The sequence below is a fragment of the Corynebacterium sp. HMSC034A01 genome (assembly GCF_001838175.1).
GTDB lineage: Bacteria > Actinomycetota > Actinomycetes > Mycobacteriales > Mycobacteriaceae > Corynebacterium.
The window spans coordinates 1-17,279 of the sequence record NZ_KV835942.1; the positions used below are offsets into that span (position 1 = coordinate 1).

A 17,279-nucleotide genomic window follows, 5' to 3' on the forward strand; every position below is an offset into this window, starting at 1 on the left:
GTGCAGTCACTGACACAACACACCAACACCGCCACGAGGCGAAGGTTGGCCAGCATAATTGCATAGCGCTGATTGTTGATCAGCCGAACATGCCCCTATAGGTGTGTCGGTGGTTGATGGCGGCGGGGAAACGCCCGGTCCCATTCCGAACCCGGAAGCTAAGCCCGCCCGCGCCGATGGTACTGCTCCCGGGAGGGAGTGGGAGAGTAGGTTACCGCCGACCCAACAACTTCACACAAGCACCCGCCACAAGCACACGCTTGCGGCGGGTGCTTGCTATGCGCGGCCAGTGACCCACGAAACCACCTGGGGGGAAACGGCGCGCTCGTCAACGAACCCCTCGGCCACACACCGCATTGCGGACAACCACACCCGCACCCATCATTGGTGCACACCCATGAAAACCCCGGGGTGAAACCACCCGGCAGGGCGCAATCTGCCAGCTAGGGGCCACAGAGGTCGCGGGGCCAGCGCACACAGCCACGATGACGCCTACCGTGGGGCGAAAGTCGAGTACCGGACGTCGAGTACACCCGCGTACACCAATGGACTCGACCTCCACCACTCGACCAACAACACACCCACAACAACCCAGGGATGGTCCACAATCCGCATCGCGGACAACAAGAGCCAGCCCCATGATGGGTGCCCACCCACGAACTACCTGGCTGGCTCTCTCGTAGAAGTTGACAGTCATGTTTTCCCACCTGGGCAAACAGCGGCCGAAAATGGCTGGATCGTCAACGTTTACGAAAGCCGCCCCCGCGAACATCCGCATTGTGGACAACACCGGAACCACCAACGATGGGTGTACACCCACGAAACCGCGGTTTTGGGGCCAGACTCCGCATTGCGGACAATCACGGCGGCACCAACTATGGGTGTGCACCCACAATCGTAATACGGGTAGCGGTCTAGAGAAACGGCGGCTATAGGGTTGGCCAAGTCTCGCCCAGACGGAACTCGCGTTTGCTGCCGCTCAGTGGGTCGGTGAATTCCAGAGCTGTGCATCGCAGCAGCATCGGCACGGAAAAGTCCTCAGTGTCTGCCGGCAAGAGATTGGGGTAGATCCTGTCGCCGAGGATTGGTGCCGCTTCCGCCATCATTTGGACGCGGAGTTGGTGGGTGCGGCCGGTTTCGGGCTGCAAGACATAACGACCCAGCGCGCCTGCAACGCCATAGCGTCTCTGCAACGCCACCTCGAGAGCAGGCTCTAACCGCGAAACGTCCGACACCACGGTCGAGGCGTTCGGTTCGACGTCTGGTACCAACCGGGCGGCGGGCTCGCCGGATTGTTTGGTCAGGTGGTGGTGCCAGGGGGTGGCCGGAGGGACGTCGTGAAGTAATGCGATTGCTTCGTACTCCTTGTGCACCTCGCGGCGCGCGAAAAGTTCCTGATACGCGCCGCGGATCTCGCGCCGCTTAGTCAGTAGAAGGAGACCCGAGGTCGCGCGATCGAGGCGGTGTGCGGGGGTGAGCTCTTCGTTGCCGGTTGCGCGTCGCAGGCGCACCGTTGCGGTTTCGGTGATGTGGGAGGCGCGCGGCATGGTGGCCATGAACGGCGGTTTGTCCACGACGAGGAGGTCGTCGTCCTCGAAGACTGTGGTGATCTCGAAGGGGACTGGCCTTTCGGGCGCGGGCCGGCGGTAGAAGAAGACGTCGGTGCCGGGATCCAGCCAGGTCTCTGGGGACAGTGGGGAGCCATCGCGCTTCACGACGGCACCTTCGGCGAACCTCGCCAAGACAGCATCCACGTTGTCGTCGGGATGGCGGTGGCGCTGGGTGGACACGAGGTGCCAGATGAAGTCGGCGGCCTTAATGCCCTGGTCTTCTGGCACGCGGGCGCGGGTTGCGCCTAGGCCGTCGCGGGGCGGCAGCGGCCCCGTCTTGTGAGTCTTTTTCCGTGCCATGCTGTGTAGTAGATTAGCCGCCATGGATTTAGGAGCATTGGTCGAACCGCTGACGGCATTTTTCTCCCAGGGCATCGGCAAGGCCATCATGGACGTCTTGAGCGTGATCTACCAGGTGTTGTTCCCGGCAAACGCTCCGGCGGCGACGCCGCAGGAACTGCCCCGCTAACTTCTCTGACGGCACTAGACTGGGGGTATAACCAGCCGATCCGAGGAAAGGTTTGCACATGACCCAGGAAGATATCGTTGTTGTTGCCGTAGATGGCAGCCCTGCCTCCGACAATGCAGTTCGTTGGGCCGCGAACACGGCGATGAAGCGCAACATCCCGCTTCGCCTGGCCGCGGCGTACTCAATGCCCCAGTTCCTCTACGCGGAGGGCATGGTGCCGCCGCAGGAGGTCTTCGACGAGCTGCAGCGTGAGACCCTGCAGACCGTGGACCGCGCACGCGAGATCGCGCTCGAGGTTGCGCCGGACCTGCACATTGGCCACGCGGTGGCGGAGGGGTCCCCGATTGACATGCTGCTGGAGATGTCCAAGGAATCGACCATGGTGGTCATGGGCTCCCGTGGCTTGAGCGGTATCTCGGGCATGGTGCTCGGTTCCGTGTCCGGCGCCGTCGTCTCGCACGCGTCCTGCCCGGTGGTGGTTGTGCGCGAGGACAACGCCGTGACGGAGGCGAACAAGTATGGCCCTGTCGTGGTCGGCGTGGATGGGTCCGAGGTGTCACGCCGCGCCACCGAGGTGGCCTTCGAGGAGGCGGCTGCGCGCGGTGCGGAGCTGCATGCGGTCCACACCTGGGTGGACACCCAGATCCAGGGGCCGGGCGCGGGCTATGCGGTTTCCGAGGACCACTGGAAGGCCGTGCAGGAAGAGAAGGACGAGCTGTTGGGCTCGTACCTGAACGAGCTGTCGGAGCAGTACCCGGACGTTGCGGTACAGAAAATCATCACGCGTGACCGCCCGGTGCGAGCGCTCGCCAGCGCCGCTGAAGGCGCTCAGCTGCTGGTCACCGGTTCCCACGGTCGCGGCGGCTTCAAGGGCATGCTGCTGGGGTCGACCTCGCGCGCGCTGCTGCAGGAGGCACCGTGCCCCATGATGGTCGTGCGTACACAAGATTCGTAAGCAGATTGTTACGCAATTGCATGCGATGTGTTGCTCGCCCGAACCATAAGGGGTGCATAATGGCTCCCGTACTGATGAAAAGCAATTAGAAGGGTTTGAAAGACTATGGCACCTGCAATGGGTCTTCTTGGTTGGATTATTATCGGCGGCCTTGCTGGCTGGATCGGTTCCAAGATTCAGAACCGTGACGCACAGATGGGCATCGGCCTGAACATCGTCGTCGGTATTATCGGTGGTCTGCTCGGTGGCTGGCTGCTGTCGGTGTTCGGTGTCGACGTCGCCGGCGGCGGGCTGTTCTTCAGCTTCCTCACCTGCTTGCTCGGCGCGGTGATTCTGCTGTGGATCATCAATATGGTGACCAGCAAGCGTCGATAGGCAAAAGCGCGAAATCCCTCGGGTTGAACCCGGGGGATTTTTTCGCGCCCGGTGGACTATACGTACCGGTTTGTCTATATTGATATGCGACCAACGCACGAAGGAGTTTTCCTTGGCAACCACCAGCAAGAAGAAGCCGGCGCAGCGGCGCCGCGACCGGCCGAGCCCGCGCCAGCGGCTGCTGGACGCTGCAACCAAATTGTTCACCGAAGAGGGCATCCGCGTCATCGGCATCGACCGGATCCTGCGCGAGGCAGACGTGGCGAAAGCCTCGCTGTACTCGCTGCTGGGCTCGAAGGACAACCTCGTCATCGCCTACCTGGAGCAGCTGGACGAGCAGTTCCGGGCGCGCTGGGGTGAGCGCGCCGCAAAGGCACCGGATGCGGACGCGAAGATCCTCGCATTCTTCGACATGGCAATTGACGAGGAGCCGGACAAGGACTTTCGCGGCTCGCCCTTCCTCAACGCCGCGGGCGAGTACCCGCGCCCCGAGGCGGAGTCGGAAGAGCGCATCATCGCGGCGTGCATGGCGCACCGGTCCTGGATGCACGAGACCATCACCGCACTGTTGACGGAGAAGAACGGCTACGAGTCCTCCGCTCTAGCGGACGAGCTGCTGATCTTCCTCGACGGCGGTCTGTCCGGCGCACGGATCCTGCACAGCGTCGAGCCGCTGCGCACTGCCCGCGCGTTGGCGGAAAACACGCTGGGCGCGCCGCCGCCGGATTACTCCATCTAGCGCACCGGCGCTACGCTGTGCCGCATGACCACGGCCCCTACGCACACGCCGCCGCGCCGCATCACCGTTTCGCAGGTGATCGGCGAGCTGCTGCTCACGTTCGGCGTGTTGTTGCTGCTGTTCGCGTTCTACGAGTCCTTCTGGACCAATATCGCCTCGGGCAAGATGCAGGACGAGGTGCAGACCCGCTTGGAAGAGCAGTGGGTCAACCCCCGCCAGGCAAAGGCCACGGAGCTGGGCGACGCGTTCGCGCGCATGTACATCCCGGCGTTCGGGCAGGACTACCAGTTCGCCATCGTGGAGGGCGTGCAGGAACACCAGTTGCTCACCGGCCCGGGCCGCTACCCGGGCACCCAGATGCCGGGCGAGGACGGCAACTTCGCCGTCGCCGGGCACCGCGTGGGTAAGGGTGCCCCGTTCAACGACCTAGGCGCGCTGAAGGCTTGCGACGCCATCGTGGTGGAAACGCAGACCGAGTGGGTGACCTACCGGGTGATGCCGATGTCGCAGGACCCGGGGGAGCGCCGCAGGGAGGGCATCGACTGCCTGCCCGGCAAGCTCAACGAACGCATCGCGGCAGGCGACTATGCACAGGTCAAAGGCCGCGAGATCACGCTGCCGGGCAACATCGAGGTGGTCAACCCCATCCCGGGCAACCGTTCGACGAAGGTCGAGCCGGGCATGGAAGGGCTGATCACGTTGACCACGTGCCACCCGCAGTTCTCCAACGCGGAGCGCATGATCATCCACGCGGTGCGCACGGAGGTGCAGCCGAAGGACCCGTCGGGCGCGCTGCCGCCCGCCATGAAGGCACAGAAAGAGGTGCGATAGCGATGTATGCGGCCCTGTGGCGCAAGCTTCCCGGTCCTGCGCCGGTGAAGTGGCTGCTCACCCTGATCATTCTGGTGGGTGTGTTTTTCCTGCTCATGGAGGTTGTCTACCCGTGGGTGTCGTCGTTGATGCCGTACAACGACGTCGCGGTGTAGCAACCTAGAGCCAGCGCGGCACCGGTGGCGCCCAAGCACGTAGCTTGGCCAGCAGTTCCTGCGGGTCGTCGGCGACGACCATGTGGGCGCGGTCTGTGCGCCGCATGAAGCCTTGGTCCACCATGTGGTCGATCATCGCCACCAGGGGTGCCCAGAACTCGCTGCCGAGCAGCCCGATGGGCTTGTTGTGCAGACCGAGTTGCTGGCTGGTCCATTCCTCGAACAGCTCGTCCAGGGTGCCGGCGCCGCCGGGCAGGGCCACGATGGCGTCTGCAAGCTCACTCATGCGCGCCTTGCGCTCGGACATCGTGGCCACCACCTCGAGGCGCTCGAGGCCTTCGTACTGCAGCTCGTAGTTGACCAGGTGCTCGGTGAGGACGCCAATGCTTCTCGACGAACCTTCGGCCACCTCACCCATCAGCCCCAATTTGGACCCGCCGTAGACCAGGGTGATGTCGGCCTCCGCCAGAGCTTCGCCGAACGCCCTGGCCAGTGCGGCGTTGGCGGGGTTGGTGCCTTCGCGCGCCCCGGCGTAGACGGCGATCGCTTCGATATCGCGGGACTTCAGCGCCGGGAAAATTTCGCCGTGCAGCAGCGGCGCGAGCTCGGCATCGGGAGCGGCGGGGTCGATCCAGCGCGCCTCTGCGATCTCCGCGGCCGGCGCAGGGGCCAGGCCGGCGCCGGGGTGCAGAAACACCGTCGAGGTGACGGTGCAGCCAGGCTCGTTGGAGGCGGGCGCGCTGAACTGGCCCAGGTAGCTTAAGTCCTCCGGGTCGACATCCAGGCCGACCTCTTCCCGGGTCTCGCGCAGCGCGGTGTCCACCAGCGTCTCGCCCGGCTCCGGCTTGCCTCCCGGCAGCTGGAAGCGCGGGCTCGAGTGCTTGCGCACGCACAGCACTTTCCCGGTGTCGTCGGTGAACACGATGGCGGCTACGGAGATCATCACAGGGCCAGGTTAGCGATTACTTCCTTGGCCACCGTTTCGGCCTTGACGGATTCGTGCTGGTTAGTAAACACCGCCACCGCGGTGGGCCCCTTGGCCACGGCGTACGCTGCCCCTATGCGGCCGGGCACGTCCCCGCCGCCGTGGCGGCCGCCGTCCCACCCGCCGGGCAGTGTCGCCGGCTGGGTCAGGTCTACCGGGGCGACGAAGTCCACCACGGCGCGGGCGTCTTCCACGGAGTCCATGTGGCGCACCAGCACGGTCAGCTGCGGTTCTTCGGGGTAGGACCAGAACTGGCACGCCGGCGGGTCGAAGCGGGTGTCCGTGCCCACGCCGGTGACGCGCTGGCCGTTGGTTTGCGCCACCCACTCGGTGTCCAGGTAGGGGCACTCGGTCCAGCTATCGCGCGGGGTGTCGGGGAGTGCCTCTACTGGCAGGGAAGGTTCGGGTGCGGGGGCGGCCGGAGGGTCGTCGATAGGCGAAGGCTCCTGCGAACACCCGGCGAGGGCGAGCACGAGCAGGGCGGTGGGTACTCTCAGACGCATGAGCTCCAGATTAGTGCTGTTGGAGCAGCATCCCGGAAAGACCGCGGACTACCGGGCGCTCGATTTGGGCATCACGGTGCTGGCGGTGTGTCTCATGCTCGTCTCTTTCGGCGCGCTCGCGCGCATGCCGCTCAACGAGGCGCTGCTGCACATTGTGCTGACCGCCGCGTTCGCGTTTCTGCTGTTCTACGGCATGGTGGAGATGTACCGCTGGGGCGCGTGGGGGCGCGTCGCCTGGATGCTGGGGGCGACGGCGGTGTGGGTGGCGGACATGACCGTCTCGCCCGTGGCCGTGTACTGGGTGTTCGTGCTGTTCTTCGTGGCGTTGCGCGCCTTTGACAACTGGGTCGGCTACGCGTGGGTGGTGGTGTGCCTGGGCATTTCGATTGCCATGCAGATCCCGGCGGGGCTCACCCTCGGCGGGATTATGGGCCCGGCGCTGTCCGCGGTGGTTGTGGTGGCGATCGCGTACGCCTTCGACACCATCACCCGGGTGAGCCGCGAGAGGCAGCAGCTTATCGACGAACTGCTGGCCACACGCGACCGCCTCGCCGACACCGAACGCGCCGCCGGCGTGGCCCAGGAGCGCGAACGCCTCGCGCACGAGCTGCACGACACGGTGGCGCAAAACCTCTCCTCGATCCAAATGCTGCTGCACTCGGCAGAGCAGGACGTGCGGGCAAGCGGTCTGCCGGAGGGGGTTGCGCAGGCGCCGCTGAGGAAGATGGAGACGGCGCGCCGGGCTGCTTCCAACAACCTGGCAGAGACCCGCGCGATGATCGCCGCGCTCGCCCCCGCGCCGCTGACAGAGTCCTCGCTGCGCGACGCGCTGGCAAGGGTGGCCGGGGACTTCGGCGAGGCCGGCGGCCTGGACATCGGGGTGGAAGTCGACGGCGAGGCCGTGCCGCTGCCCATGCGGGTGGAGGCCGGCTTGTTGCGCATCGCCCAGGGCGCGGTGTCCAACGTGGTCAACCACGCCGAGGCGAGCGCCGCCCGCATCACCCTGACCTACGCGCCGGAGGAAGTGCGCCTAGACGTGGTGGACAACGGCCGCGGCTTCGACGTGAACGCGCAAGATCTCAAACCCAGCGGGCTGGGCCACCTGGGGCTGGACGCGATGCGCTCGCGCGCCGCGGAGCTGGGCGGAAAGCTGGAGATTGAGTCCGCCCCCGGCGGGCCGACGGCGCTGACCGTGGCCGTGCCGGTTAGGATCAACCAAAAGACTGACCTTGACTCTAACGAGGAGACCGACGTTGATCCGGGTACTGCTGGCTGACGACCACGAGATTGTCCGCCTCGGCCTGCGCTCCGTTTTGGAAGCCGCCGAGGACATCAAAGTGGTGGCCGAGGTAGCCACCGCCGAAGGGGCGATTGCCACCGCGCAGGCCGGCGGCATCGACGTCATCCTCATGGACCTGCGCTTCGGCGCGGGCGCGGAAGGCCAGCGCGTGACCACCGGCGCCCAGGCCACCGCCGCCATCCGGGCCAACATGACCAACCCGCCCAAGGTGCTGGTGGTGACCAACTACGACACCGATGCGGACATCCTCGGCGCCATCGAGGCCGGCGCCGTGGGCTACCTGCTCAAGGACGCCCCGCCGGAGGAGCTCGTCGCGGCTGTGCGCTCCACCGCACGCGGCGACGCCACCATGTCTCCCGTCGTGCGCGACCGGCTCGAATCCAGGGAGCGCACCCCGCGCTCCTCGCTCACCCCGCGTGAGCTGGAAGTGCTCCAGCTGGTCGCGGCCGGCTCCTCCAACCGCGAAATCGGCCGCCAGCTCATGCTCTCCGAGGCGACCGTGAAATCCCACCTCGTGCACATCTACGACAAGCTGGGCGTGCGCTCGCGCACCTCCGCCGTGGCGTCCGCGCGCGAGCAGGGGGTCCTGTAGCGGCCTACTTGGAAAGCTTGGCGTGCACTTCTGCCGCCAGCGTGTTCAGGTCCTCGTCGATGGAGTTGTGCGCCAGGCGGCGCTGCTCCGGGTTCGCGTGCTCGGCGTTGCGCACGGCCTGCTCCAGCTCGTCGAGACGCACGCGCGCGTCGCCCTTGAAGCCCTCGCCGAGGTTGTCGGTCTGCTCGATGTTCTGCCGGACGGCGTCGATACGCGCCTTGAGCTCGGCGCCGCGGCCGGAGTGGCGCGCGAGATCCTGCGACGTCAGACCGAGACTGGCGGCACGGTTGTTCACCTGGCCCTGCTGGAACGAGGTCAGCGCCTTGTACGCCAACGGCAGCAGCACCGGCACCAGGATGCGCGCGGCGGAGACCCACTGCTTCGCCTTCTTCTGGGTCACGCCGGACTCCTGGATGCGCTTCAGGTGCGCCTTGGCCAGGTCCTTCTCGTGCTTCTGCTTGCGCTTCAGACCCTTCTTCTCTTCCTTGAGCAGGCGCTTCTCCGCCTTGTCCAGAAGCTTGGCCACGCGCTCGTCGGCCTTCGCCTCCTGCTTGGCCAGCTGGCGCGCGTGCGTCTGCGCCGCCTTGACCTCGGCCTTCGTCTTCGCACGGGACTTGCGGATGGCCTCGAAAACACCCATGGTTTGCTCTCCTCTAATCGTTCGCTCTAACGCCCATACACTGTACCTTCCGGGGCACTACCCCTGCCCAGGTATCGTTTGAGGCATTGTGAGTAACGAACCTGTGCGCGCCTCGGACCTCGTGGGCTGCCGCTTCCGCCAACGGCAGCGCCGCGCGCACCCGGACGTACCCGAATTGCCGGAGGCGCTGCTGCGCCAGCCGCAGATCGACGCCGCCCGCGCCGCCGTGTTCGACCTGCTGCCCGTCAAGCGCGCTCTGGGCGACGGCGCCGGCAAGGCGTTTGTGCGGGTGGACATCGACCCCGGATCGGACCGTGTCGCGGCAACGCAGGATGCTTTTCGACGCCGCGCGCACCTGATCACCAACGCCACCCTGGAAGGCGCGGTGGAGGGCGTGGACGCGGAAGCCGACGTGGACGTGCTCGTGCGCACCGACGCCGGGTACCTGCCCGTGGTGATTTCCAACCACCGAGTGGCGCGGGCTCATCCGAGTGCCGAGCTTTCCATGATCCCCACCGGACGCCTGGGCTTGGGTCAGCCGTTGACGGTGCACGCGAAGGCGCGTCACCACACCGTGGACGGCTACCGCGTCACGCTGGCGCACTTGCTGCTCGGCGAGCGCGCGGACGGCCGCGGGGCTGTGGTCGGCCAGGACCGCACGCGAGCGTATCTGTGCGACCCGTCGCGCTACATCGAGCCGCTCGTGGGCGCGCTGCTGGCGCCGCTTCCGACCGAGCCGAAGCGCCTGAAACAGTGCGCCACCTGCCGTTTCTGGCCGCTGTGTGAGCCGCGCCTGGTTGAGCTCGACGACATCTCGTTGCTGCTTCCGGGCGGCCGCGGGGACTACTGGCGCGAGCGCGGCATCCATACGGTGCAGCAGCTTATCGACGAAGCTCCGCCCGAACCCGCCGCCCTCGCCCGCGCCTGGCGCGCCGGCATTCCCATCCTGCGGCGATCCGATTTCACGCCCGCACCCCGCGCCGACGTGGAGGTGGACGTGGACATGGAGGCCTACCTGGACCAGGGTGCCTACCTGTGGGGCACCTTCGACGGCACCGACTACCGCGCCTTCGCCACCTGGGACGAGGTCGGCGGCGAAGCCGAGGAGGAAAACTTCGCCGCGTTCTGGTCCTGGCTGATGGCGCGTCGGGCCGAAGCGCATGCGGAGGGCAAGACCTTCCGCGCCTACTGCTACGCCGCGGGCGGGGAGAACCACTGGCTGCGCTCGTCGGCCAAGCGCTTCGCCTCCGTAGACGCCGGGGGCGTCGCCGCGTTCATCGCCTCCGACGAGTGGGTGGACGTGTTCGCCCATGTGCGCCGCTCGCTCGTGGGCACCGACGGGCTGGGGCTAAAGGTGCTTGGCCCGGTCGTGGGCTTTGAGTGGGAGGACGACGACGTCGATGGCGAACGCTCCGTGGCCCTGCGCCGCTCCGCCCGGTTTGGCGACCAGGCCGCGCGCGACATGCTGCTGCGCTACAACGAGGACGACTGCCGCGCCACCCGCGCCGTGCGCGACTTCCTGGACGCGGGCGCGCCGGGCGTGCCCGAGTTCGGGTCGGTGTAGCCGAATCTGCTAGTTCGCCTTTTTGGGCAACTAGCAGATCACGCGTCCAAGTTAGTGTTTGCCCAGGTCGTGTTGAACGCCATATTCAATAACGGCGTTATCTGCTAGGTGGCCCCGGAGGGCAATGCTCTGGAACTAGCACATCAGGGAACGAGCAGATCACCGCGCGCCCCTCCACAGCGCCGCGGAGACCACAGCAAGCACACCGAGCAGCGCGGCGAGCACCGCGACGAAGCCGGCCCACGGCAAACCTTCGTACGCCCAGCCGGTAGCGGCCCCCAGGATGGAAGAGCCCATGTAGTAGCAGAACACGTACATGCTGGACGCTTCGGCGCGGTCGTGTTCGGCGATGAGCCCGACCCAGCCGGAGGCCGTCGAGTGGAGCGCGAAGAAGCTGGTGGTGAACACCAACAGGCCAGCCAGCGCGATCCACAGGCTCGGCGCAGCTACGGCGAGCGCGCCGAGAAGCATCAGCAGCGCAGAGGCGAGTACCACCACGCCGCGCCCGTATCGTTTAGAAAACACGCCGGCCCGTGCGCTCGACCAGGTGCCGGAGAGGTACACCACATAGACCAGGCCAGACAGGGCCGCGGGAAGCCCGTAGTCCAGCACGGCGCGGAAGCCGAAGAAGTTGTACATGGACACGAACACGCCCATCGCAATAAACGCGGTGGCATACAGCCCCACCAGCCGCGGGTTGCGCAGGTGGCCCAGAATCGCGCCCACTTCAACGCTGGGGCGTATCGACGCCTTCGGCACGAAGTTGCGCTGCTGCGGCAACGCCCACGCCGCCAGCGCCGCCAAGATGAACGCCACAAGTGCGCTGCCGAACATGGCCCAGCGCCAGGAGGTGACCTCTAGAAGCCCGGCAGGGATGAGGCGCCCGCTTAAGCCCCCGATGGAGTTACCGGCGATGTACAGGCCCATCGCGCCGGGCAGGTCGCGCGAATCGAGTTCTTCTGACAACCAGGTCATGGCCACCGCCGGGGTGCCGGCGATGAGCGCGCCCTGCACCGCGCGCAGGGCGATGAGCTGACCCGCCGTTTGTGCCAGCGGGAGTGCGAGGCCGAGCGCGGTCGCGCCCAGCGCTGAGACCACCAGCACCCGCCCGCGGCCGTACTTCTCCGACAGGATCGAGGCGGGCACCACGCACAGCGCCAGGGCACCGGTGGCGGCGGAGACGGTCAGCGCGGCGGTAGACGGGCTGACTGCCAGCTCGGCTGTGAGGGTGGGCAGCAGCGCTTGCGTGGCGTACAAGGCGTTGAAGATGGCCAGCCCGAACGCGAGCATGGCCCACGTTGCGCGTCTGTACTCCAGGCTGCCTTTCTGCATGCCCACCATGCTAGGAAATTCGCAGCAGGAATTTCGCAAAACCTCTTGCGAGATAAGGTAAGCCTAGCCTAGGATCAGTTCTGAGTTCGCAGGGACTCGACGTATCACAGGGAAAGCCAACGCCCGCCGCCTCCAACAAGGAGGTGGCGGGCGCTGGTGTTAGGGGAGGCGGAGCTCGTCGTTAAGCAGATGCCTTAGCGTAACGCTCGTTGACGTCGTCCCAGTTGACAACGTTCCACCACGCCTCGACGTAGTCAGCCTTGACGTTCTTGTACTGCAGGTAGAACGCGTGCTCCCACATATCCAGCATGAGCACCGGGGTGAAGTCCACGGAGATGTTGCCCTGCTGGTCGGTCAGCTGCTGGATGATCAGGCGGCCAGCGATGTGGTCGTAGCCCAGCACTGCCCAGCCGGAGCCCTGCAAGCCGGTGGCGACGCCAGCGAACTGCTTCTTGAAGGCCTCGAAGGAACCGAAGTCGCGGTCGATGGCCTCAGCGATCTCGCCGGTCGGGTTGCCGCCAGCGTTCGGTGCCATGTTCTTCCAGAAGATGGAGTGGTTGGTGTGGCCGCCCAGGTTGAACGCCAGGTTCTTGGACAGGGCGCGCAGGCGGTCCGGGTTCGCCTCACCGTTGCGCTCAGCCTCGAGAGCCTCGAGCGCGGCGTTCGCGCCAGCGACATAGGTCGCGTGGTGCTTGTCGTGGTGCAGCGTCATAATCTCTTCGGAGATGTGCGGCTCCAGAGCGTCGTATGCGTAGGGGAGATCGGGAAGCTCGTAAACAGCCATGATTGATTCCTTTCGTCTGCGAATCAGTTGCGGGACCCATGGTAGAGAAAATTTGGGAACAGTGTTGTGGCCAAAGTCGTTGTAGGGGGCATGGGATTTCTTTTCGCACCATCGCCAAAGCTTGTCGACGTCAGCTCCGCCCTCCCCGGCCGCCCCGAGCCCGTCCTGGCCAACCCGCGCGAGCACGCGGTGCTGGGCACGCCCACCACAGGGCCGTGGCGCCAGGGGCAGAAGCGCGTGCTGGTGGGCATCGGCTGCTTCTGGGGCGTGGAGAAGATGTACTGGCAGATGGACGGCGTGAACTCCACGTCGGTGGGCTACGCCGGCGGCATCACCCCGAACCCGACCTACCGCGAGGTGTGCTCCGGGCAGACCAACCACGTCGAGGCGGTGGAAGTGGTCTACGACCCTGAGGTGGTCACACTGAAAGACATTGTGAAGGCTGCGCTGGAGGCACACGACCCGACGCAGGGCTACCGCCAGGGCAACGACGTGGGCACGCAGTACCGCTCCGCCTTCTACACCGACACTGAAGAAGAGGCGGAGCAGATCCGCGGGTGGATCCGCCAGTACGAGCAGGACCTGCAAAGCGCCGGCTACGGCGACATCACCACCGAAGTGAAGTCGGTGGAGAAAGACGGAGTGAAGTATTACCTGGCGGAGGAGGAGCACCAGCAGTACCTGCACAAGGTGCCGAACGGCTACTGCCCGCACCACTCCACCGGCGTGGCCTGCGGGATTTAGCTAGTAGCCGTGCTTTGAGGGGAACCCGTCTTTGGGCATGCGGGTTTTCGTGGCGTCGTTGTGGATCCAGCGCGCTACCCGCACCAGCTCGGGGCGGGAAAGCGCTGCGTCATCGGCGTCGTCGCCCGCGCCGTGGATCACGGCGTTCCAATAGGCGACCGTCTCGTCGTGGTAGTTGTGCCCGTGGGGTGACGGGTAGTCCTTTGACGGCAGCTGGTCAATGCCCACCTGCCAGAACGTCACCAGCGGCATCCAGCGCATCGTGTCCAGCGCGTCCAAGTGCTGGGCGGCCGGGGCGGGCTCGCCGCGCGAGCCGGGTTCGCGCAGCCAATCCGGGGCCTTCCACGCCAGGGACGGCTCCCACCACACCACCGGGTCGGAGGCGTGCTGGGCGAAGACGAACCGGGGTTCTGCCCAGGTGTTGGCGTAGGCGTTGCCGCGGAAGTCGTGGCGCAGGTGTGCGGGATGGGCGGTGAAGCGGACGTGGCGGCCGCCGTCGATAAGCGGGAGGCGTTGCGGGGAGCCCTTCTCGCGGTGCCTGGTGAGGTAGCTGTGGTTGCTGGCGAATCCGGGCGTGCCGGTGAACACGCCGCCTGAGGTGTGCTCGAGGAACTCCTCGACGGTCTCGAACGCGTCCGAGACGCCGTACGCGCCCAGCGATTCGCCGCCGACGTAAAGCTTCGGGCGCGTGGCAGGGTCGAGTGTTTCCAGCTCGCTGCGAATCGCCTCGATGAGCACGCGCGAGGAGCGCACCGGGTTCTTGCGGTCCGCCAAATAGGAATATGCCGAGGGCAGGTAGGAGTACTGCATGGCCACCACGGCCGAGTCGCCGCGGGTGACAAACTCGAAGCCCGAGGTGTGGAAGTCGTTGATCCAGCCGGTGCCTGCCGCCGACATCACCGCGATGTGGCTGCGCTCGAACGCGCCGGTGCGGTGCATCTCTTCGATGGCTACGGCGGCCATTTCCTGGAAGTCCGGGTCCTGGTCGCGTTCTGTGTCCAGGCCGACGAAGATGCGGATCGGCTCCATCGCCCCGCCGTCAACGAGGCGCTCGATGTCCTCCTTGCGGGGGCCGCCGGCCACCACCGCGCGGCCCTGGCGGCCCATCGTGTTCCAATCCACCGCGGAATCCGGCGAACCGGAACGCTCAGGCCGCTTCGGCTGGTCGGCGCCCCGCATGAACTCGCGGTCCAGCTCCTGCGCCTGGCGGCTCACGCGCTCCGCGAAGCGGCGCACCACCATCTGGTCGCCCACCAGAATGAGCAGCGCGCCGCCACCTGCGATCGCCAGCGGCCACGACGCCACCGGCGGCAGCTTCTTGCCCAACAGCTCGTTGATCGCGTCGATGAACGTCTGGATCGCATCGCCGACAAGCAGCACCACGCCGTAGCCCAGCGTACCCAGCGTGATGCCCAGGATCTGGGGGCTGACCTTGAACTTCTCGTCGCTTTCCACCAACTGTTCCTGGTGGGCGCGACGGCGCAGCGACGTGACAAACACACCGGCTGTCACACCCGTCATGGCCAAACGCACCGGGACTGGCAGTGGGCCCTTGGTGGAGTCCGGCGCTGCTGGGCGGAGGGCTTGCGAAGCTGCCGTCGCAAAGCCATGGCCAATGCCCTGCAACACACCGACGTTCGCGGCCGTCGCCCACCAGCTGTGCGGCAGCAGCGACGGCGACACCGCACCCCACGTCGCCACCTCAGCCCCCGCAAGCCCCGCGCGGAAACTCGGAGGCAAACGGCGCAGACCACCCATGCGCACGCCCGGAGAAATATCGGCCAACACCTCCAGCACACCCATCGGCAGCGCCAGCACACCGTCGCGCTTGACGGAATAGCGGGAACGGGCGCGCTGAAGCGCATCTGGCAGCTGATCTACAGCGGTGCGGGCTTTGGCGAGGAAGTTGGAAGGCACGGAAGCAATTGTTCCAAAAATGTTCCGGTCGCGGGGCCAGCTGCGCGCAGGTAGCCTCGCAGCCGTGAACGAGAAGATGCCCAAAATCGTTGCGCACCGCGGATTCTCCGGACACCACCCCGAGCTGACGCGCCGGGCGTTCGAAGAAGCGCTGAAGCTGCCCATCCACGGCATCGAATGCGACGTGCGCCTCAGCCGCGACGGGCGGGTGGTGGTCTTCCACGACGCGTCGGTCAACCGCACCACCGACGGCCGCGGACGCGTTGACTGCATGGATTTCGCTGATTTGCTCCAGCTCAACTGTGGCACCGAGGACGAGCCGCAGCAGATCATGTGCCTGGAAGAACTGCTCGAACTCATGCAGGACTACCCCGACAAGCACCTCTACATCGAGACCAAGCACCCCACCATCTACGGGCCCGAGGTGGACGAGCAAACCCTGCGAACGTTGCGTTACGCCGGGCTGCACGAATCCGAGAACGTGCACGTGATCTCCTTTTCCCACCGCGCCGTGCGCTACTTCACCCACATGGCACCCGAGCTGGAGACCTTCTACCTGTTCCGCCTGAAAGAGATGCGGTGGAACCGCAAGGGTCGCATGCTCTCCCGTCCTTATGGCGTCGGGCCTGCACTGCAACACCTGCAGCTGCGCCAAGAGCTGCTGGGCTACCGGGGGTTGCGCACCTACACCTGGACCGTGAACACCCCGCGCCAGATGCGCTGGTGCGCCGACAACGGCGTCGACGTCATCGCCACCGACCTGCCGGACGTCGCTTTGGCCGCGTTCGAGCAGGTGCCGGCCGCGGCGGTGGCGGGATAGCGCTCGGGGCTTTTCGCCTGCCGGTACGATTGCGCGCATGGTGCAACGCAAGCCGAAAAAGAAGAAGAACCGCGAGGACCTGCCCGAGGGCATGACTCGCCGCGAGGTCAAGCTGGCCGCCCGCGCAGCCGAGCGCGAGAAGCTGCAGAAGGACCCCCGCCCGTTCGGCGGCCTGGCCGCAGAGGCCGACCTGGTCGCGCTGCAGGAGTTCGTCCCGTCCGCCGTGACCACCTTCGACGTCAAGGGCACCTCGGTGAACATCGCCACCGTGCTGCCGGGCGCTGGCGCCGCGCTGGTGCGCGAGGAGTCCCAGGGCGGCGAGCGCTTCGTTGCCCTGCAGGTCACCTCCCACTCCCAGAACCCGGGCCGCGACCTTGCGTACGCCCTGAACTGGGTCGTCGATGCCGCGCCGGGCGAGACGCTGCAGTCCACCGTCGCCGACGGTTCGCAGCCGGAGCTTTCTTCGCTTATTGACGGCTCCGCTACCCCCGAAATCACCACCTACCAGGACTTCTCCTGGTGGTTCCCCGACGGCGCTTCGGTGCCGCCGCAGATCCAGCAGGCGCTGCAGCAGGCCAACGACGCCGTTCTGCCCTCCGAGAAGGTCGGCGCGGACTTGCCGGGCGCGATCTGGTGGGTCAACCCCGGCGGCGGCAAGGCGCACATCCGCTGGGTGCGCACCGAGGACAACGAGGCGCAGATGCTCTCCGCGCTGGCCCGCATCGCCGCGCGCGGCGAGCTGAACCTGGGCGAGGGCACCAAGTTTGCCGGCGCGTTCCGCACCCACGGTCTGGTCGTGCCGGTGTTCGACCTTGACCCGTCCGTGGAGGCAGGCTCCTACGACGAAGCACTGGCCGCGCTGAATAAGCAGATCGAGGCGGAGTACGCCAACGACGATGTGTTGACGGCGGACGAGCGCAAGCAGCTGGACAACATCAAGTCCCGCCAGGTGACCATCTAGCGC

The 17,279-nt window shown here is 66.3% G+C and carries 19 protein-coding genes and 1 rRNA gene; 13 read left to right on the forward strand and 7 right to left on the reverse strand.

Going from position 1 to position 17,279, the window contains the following annotated elements:
• Positions 1-105: 105 nt before the first annotated feature.
• Positions 106-223: ribosomal RNA gene (gene rrf / locus HMPREF2791_RS03135) — 5S ribosomal RNA — on the forward strand.
• A 706-nt stretch (positions 224-929) separates the two neighbouring features.
• Here the strand turns inward: rrf and HMPREF2791_RS03140 are convergent.
• Positions 930-1,910, reverse strand: a complete 981-nt coding sequence (locus HMPREF2791_RS03140) for a pseudouridine synthase (protein ID WP_246825392.1) — start codon at positions 1,908-1,910, stop codon at positions 930-932.
• A gap of 22 nt (positions 1,911-1,932) precedes the next feature.
• Here HMPREF2791_RS03140 and HMPREF2791_RS11995 point away from each other — a divergent pair, with 22 nt between their 5' ends.
• The 6 genes from HMPREF2791_RS11995 to HMPREF2791_RS12000 all read left to right on the forward strand — a co-directional run bounded on the left by HMPREF2791_RS11995 (position 1,933) and on the right by HMPREF2791_RS12000 (position 5,134).
• Complete coding sequence (locus HMPREF2791_RS11995) at positions 1,933-2,079, forward strand: hypothetical protein (RefSeq protein WP_168160631.1); 147 nt, start codon at positions 1,933-1,935, stop codon at positions 2,077-2,079.
• 58 nt (positions 2,080-2,137) lie between these two features.
• The gene (locus tag HMPREF2791_RS03145) at positions 2,138-3,034 is read left to right on the forward strand and encodes a universal stress protein (protein WP_070844359.1); all 897 of its coding nucleotides are present in this window, start codon (positions 2,138-2,140) and stop codon (positions 3,032-3,034) included.
• A 105-nt stretch (positions 3,035-3,139) separates the two neighbouring features.
• A complete protein-coding gene (locus tag HMPREF2791_RS03150; RefSeq protein WP_070844360.1) occupies positions 3,140-3,409 on the forward strand; it encodes a GlsB/YeaQ/YmgE family stress response membrane protein in 270 nt (89 codons plus the stop codon).
• A gap of 112 nt (positions 3,410-3,521) precedes the next feature.
• Positions 3,522-4,148 (forward strand): TetR/AcrR family transcriptional regulator, encoded by a 627-nt coding sequence (locus tag HMPREF2791_RS03155; RefSeq protein ID WP_070844361.1) that lies wholly within the window; start codon positions 3,522-3,524, stop codon positions 4,146-4,148.
• 24 nt (positions 4,149-4,172) lie between these two features.
• A complete protein-coding gene (locus tag HMPREF2791_RS03160; RefSeq protein ID WP_070844362.1) occupies positions 4,173-4,979 on the forward strand; it encodes a class E sortase in 807 nt (268 codons plus the stop codon).
• 2 nt (positions 4,980-4,981) lie between these two features.
• Positions 4,982-5,134, forward strand: coding sequence for a hypothetical protein (locus tag HMPREF2791_RS12000; protein ID WP_168160630.1), 153 nt, complete (start codon positions 4,982-4,984; stop codon positions 5,132-5,134).
• A 4-nt stretch (positions 5,135-5,138) separates the two neighbouring features.
• Here the strand turns inward: HMPREF2791_RS12000 and HMPREF2791_RS11520 are convergent, their stop codons facing one another.
• On the reverse strand, positions 5,139-6,077 hold the full coding sequence (locus HMPREF2791_RS11520; protein ID WP_083327872.1) for a TIGR00730 family Rossman fold protein: 939 nt from the start codon (positions 6,075-6,077) through the stop codon (positions 5,139-5,141).
• Positions 6,077-6,622, reverse strand: coding sequence for a DUF2020 domain-containing protein (locus HMPREF2791_RS03170; protein WP_070844363.1), 546 nt, complete (start codon positions 6,620-6,622; stop codon positions 6,077-6,079). The genes HMPREF2791_RS11520 and HMPREF2791_RS03170 overlap by 1 nt, the downstream gene beginning before the upstream one ends.
• Between HMPREF2791_RS03170 and HMPREF2791_RS03175 the strand changes: the two genes are divergently transcribed.
• Together HMPREF2791_RS03175 and HMPREF2791_RS03180 are read left to right on the forward strand one after the other, a co-directional pair.
• A complete protein-coding gene (locus HMPREF2791_RS03175; RefSeq protein ID WP_070844364.1) occupies positions 6,621-7,898 on the forward strand; it encodes a sensor histidine kinase in 1,278 nt (425 codons plus the stop codon). The genes HMPREF2791_RS03170 and HMPREF2791_RS03175 overlap by 2 nt on opposite strands.
• Positions 7,876-8,514, forward strand: coding sequence for a LuxR C-terminal-related transcriptional regulator (locus HMPREF2791_RS03180; protein WP_070844365.1), 639 nt, complete (start codon positions 7,876-7,878; stop codon positions 8,512-8,514). The genes HMPREF2791_RS03175 and HMPREF2791_RS03180 overlap by 23 nt, the downstream gene beginning before the upstream one ends.
• A 4-nt stretch (positions 8,515-8,518) precedes the next feature.
• Here the strand turns inward: HMPREF2791_RS03180 and HMPREF2791_RS03185 are convergent, their stop codons facing one another.
• A complete protein-coding gene (locus HMPREF2791_RS03185) occupies positions 8,519-9,154 on the reverse strand; it encodes a DUF6474 family protein (RefSeq protein WP_070844366.1) in 636 nt (211 codons plus the stop codon).
• Between the two features lie 88 nt (positions 9,155-9,242).
• On the opposite strand from HMPREF2791_RS03185, the gene HMPREF2791_RS03190 reads away from it, so the two are divergent.
• A complete protein-coding gene (locus HMPREF2791_RS03190; protein WP_070844367.1) occupies positions 9,243-10,718 on the forward strand; it encodes a TM0106 family RecB-like putative nuclease in 1,476 nt (491 codons plus the stop codon).
• Between the two features lie 159 nt (positions 10,719-10,877).
• Here HMPREF2791_RS03190 and HMPREF2791_RS03195 read toward each other — a convergent pair whose 3' ends face one another.
• Entirely contained in the window at positions 10,878-12,050 is a 1,173-nt protein-coding gene (locus tag HMPREF2791_RS03195) for an MFS transporter (RefSeq protein WP_246825394.1), read from the reverse strand.
• 181 nt (positions 12,051-12,231) lie between these two features.
• Complete coding sequence (locus HMPREF2791_RS03200) at positions 12,232-12,834, reverse strand: superoxide dismutase (RefSeq protein WP_070475864.1); 603 nt, start codon at positions 12,832-12,834, stop codon at positions 12,232-12,234.
• A gap of 90 nt (positions 12,835-12,924) precedes the next feature.
• Between HMPREF2791_RS03200 and msrA the strand changes: the two genes are divergently transcribed.
• Positions 12,925-13,578, forward strand: coding sequence for a peptide-methionine (S)-S-oxide reductase MsrA (msrA, locus tag HMPREF2791_RS03205; RefSeq protein WP_070844369.1), 654 nt, complete (start codon positions 12,925-12,927; stop codon positions 13,576-13,578).
• Here msrA and HMPREF2791_RS03210 read toward each other — a convergent pair whose 3' ends face one another.
• Positions 13,579-15,495 (reverse strand): alpha/beta-hydrolase family protein, encoded by a 1,917-nt coding sequence (locus HMPREF2791_RS03210; RefSeq protein ID WP_246825404.1) that lies wholly within the window; start codon positions 15,493-15,495, stop codon positions 13,579-13,581.
• Positions 15,496-15,559: 64 nt separating this feature from the next.
• On the opposite strand from HMPREF2791_RS03210, the gene HMPREF2791_RS03215 reads away from it, so the two are divergent.
• Both HMPREF2791_RS03215 and HMPREF2791_RS03220 read left to right on the forward strand, forming a co-directional pair.
• A complete protein-coding gene (locus HMPREF2791_RS03215) occupies positions 15,560-16,315 on the forward strand; it encodes a glycerophosphodiester phosphodiesterase (RefSeq protein ID WP_371335886.1) in 756 nt (251 codons plus the stop codon).
• A gap of 37 nt (positions 16,316-16,352) precedes the next feature.
• Positions 16,353-17,276 carry a DUF5926 family protein gene (locus HMPREF2791_RS03220; protein WP_070844370.1) on the forward strand — a complete coding sequence of 308 codons (924 nt, stop codon included), beginning with the start codon at positions 16,353-16,355 and terminating at the stop codon, positions 17,274-17,276.
• Positions 17,277-17,279 lie beyond the last annotated feature (3 nt).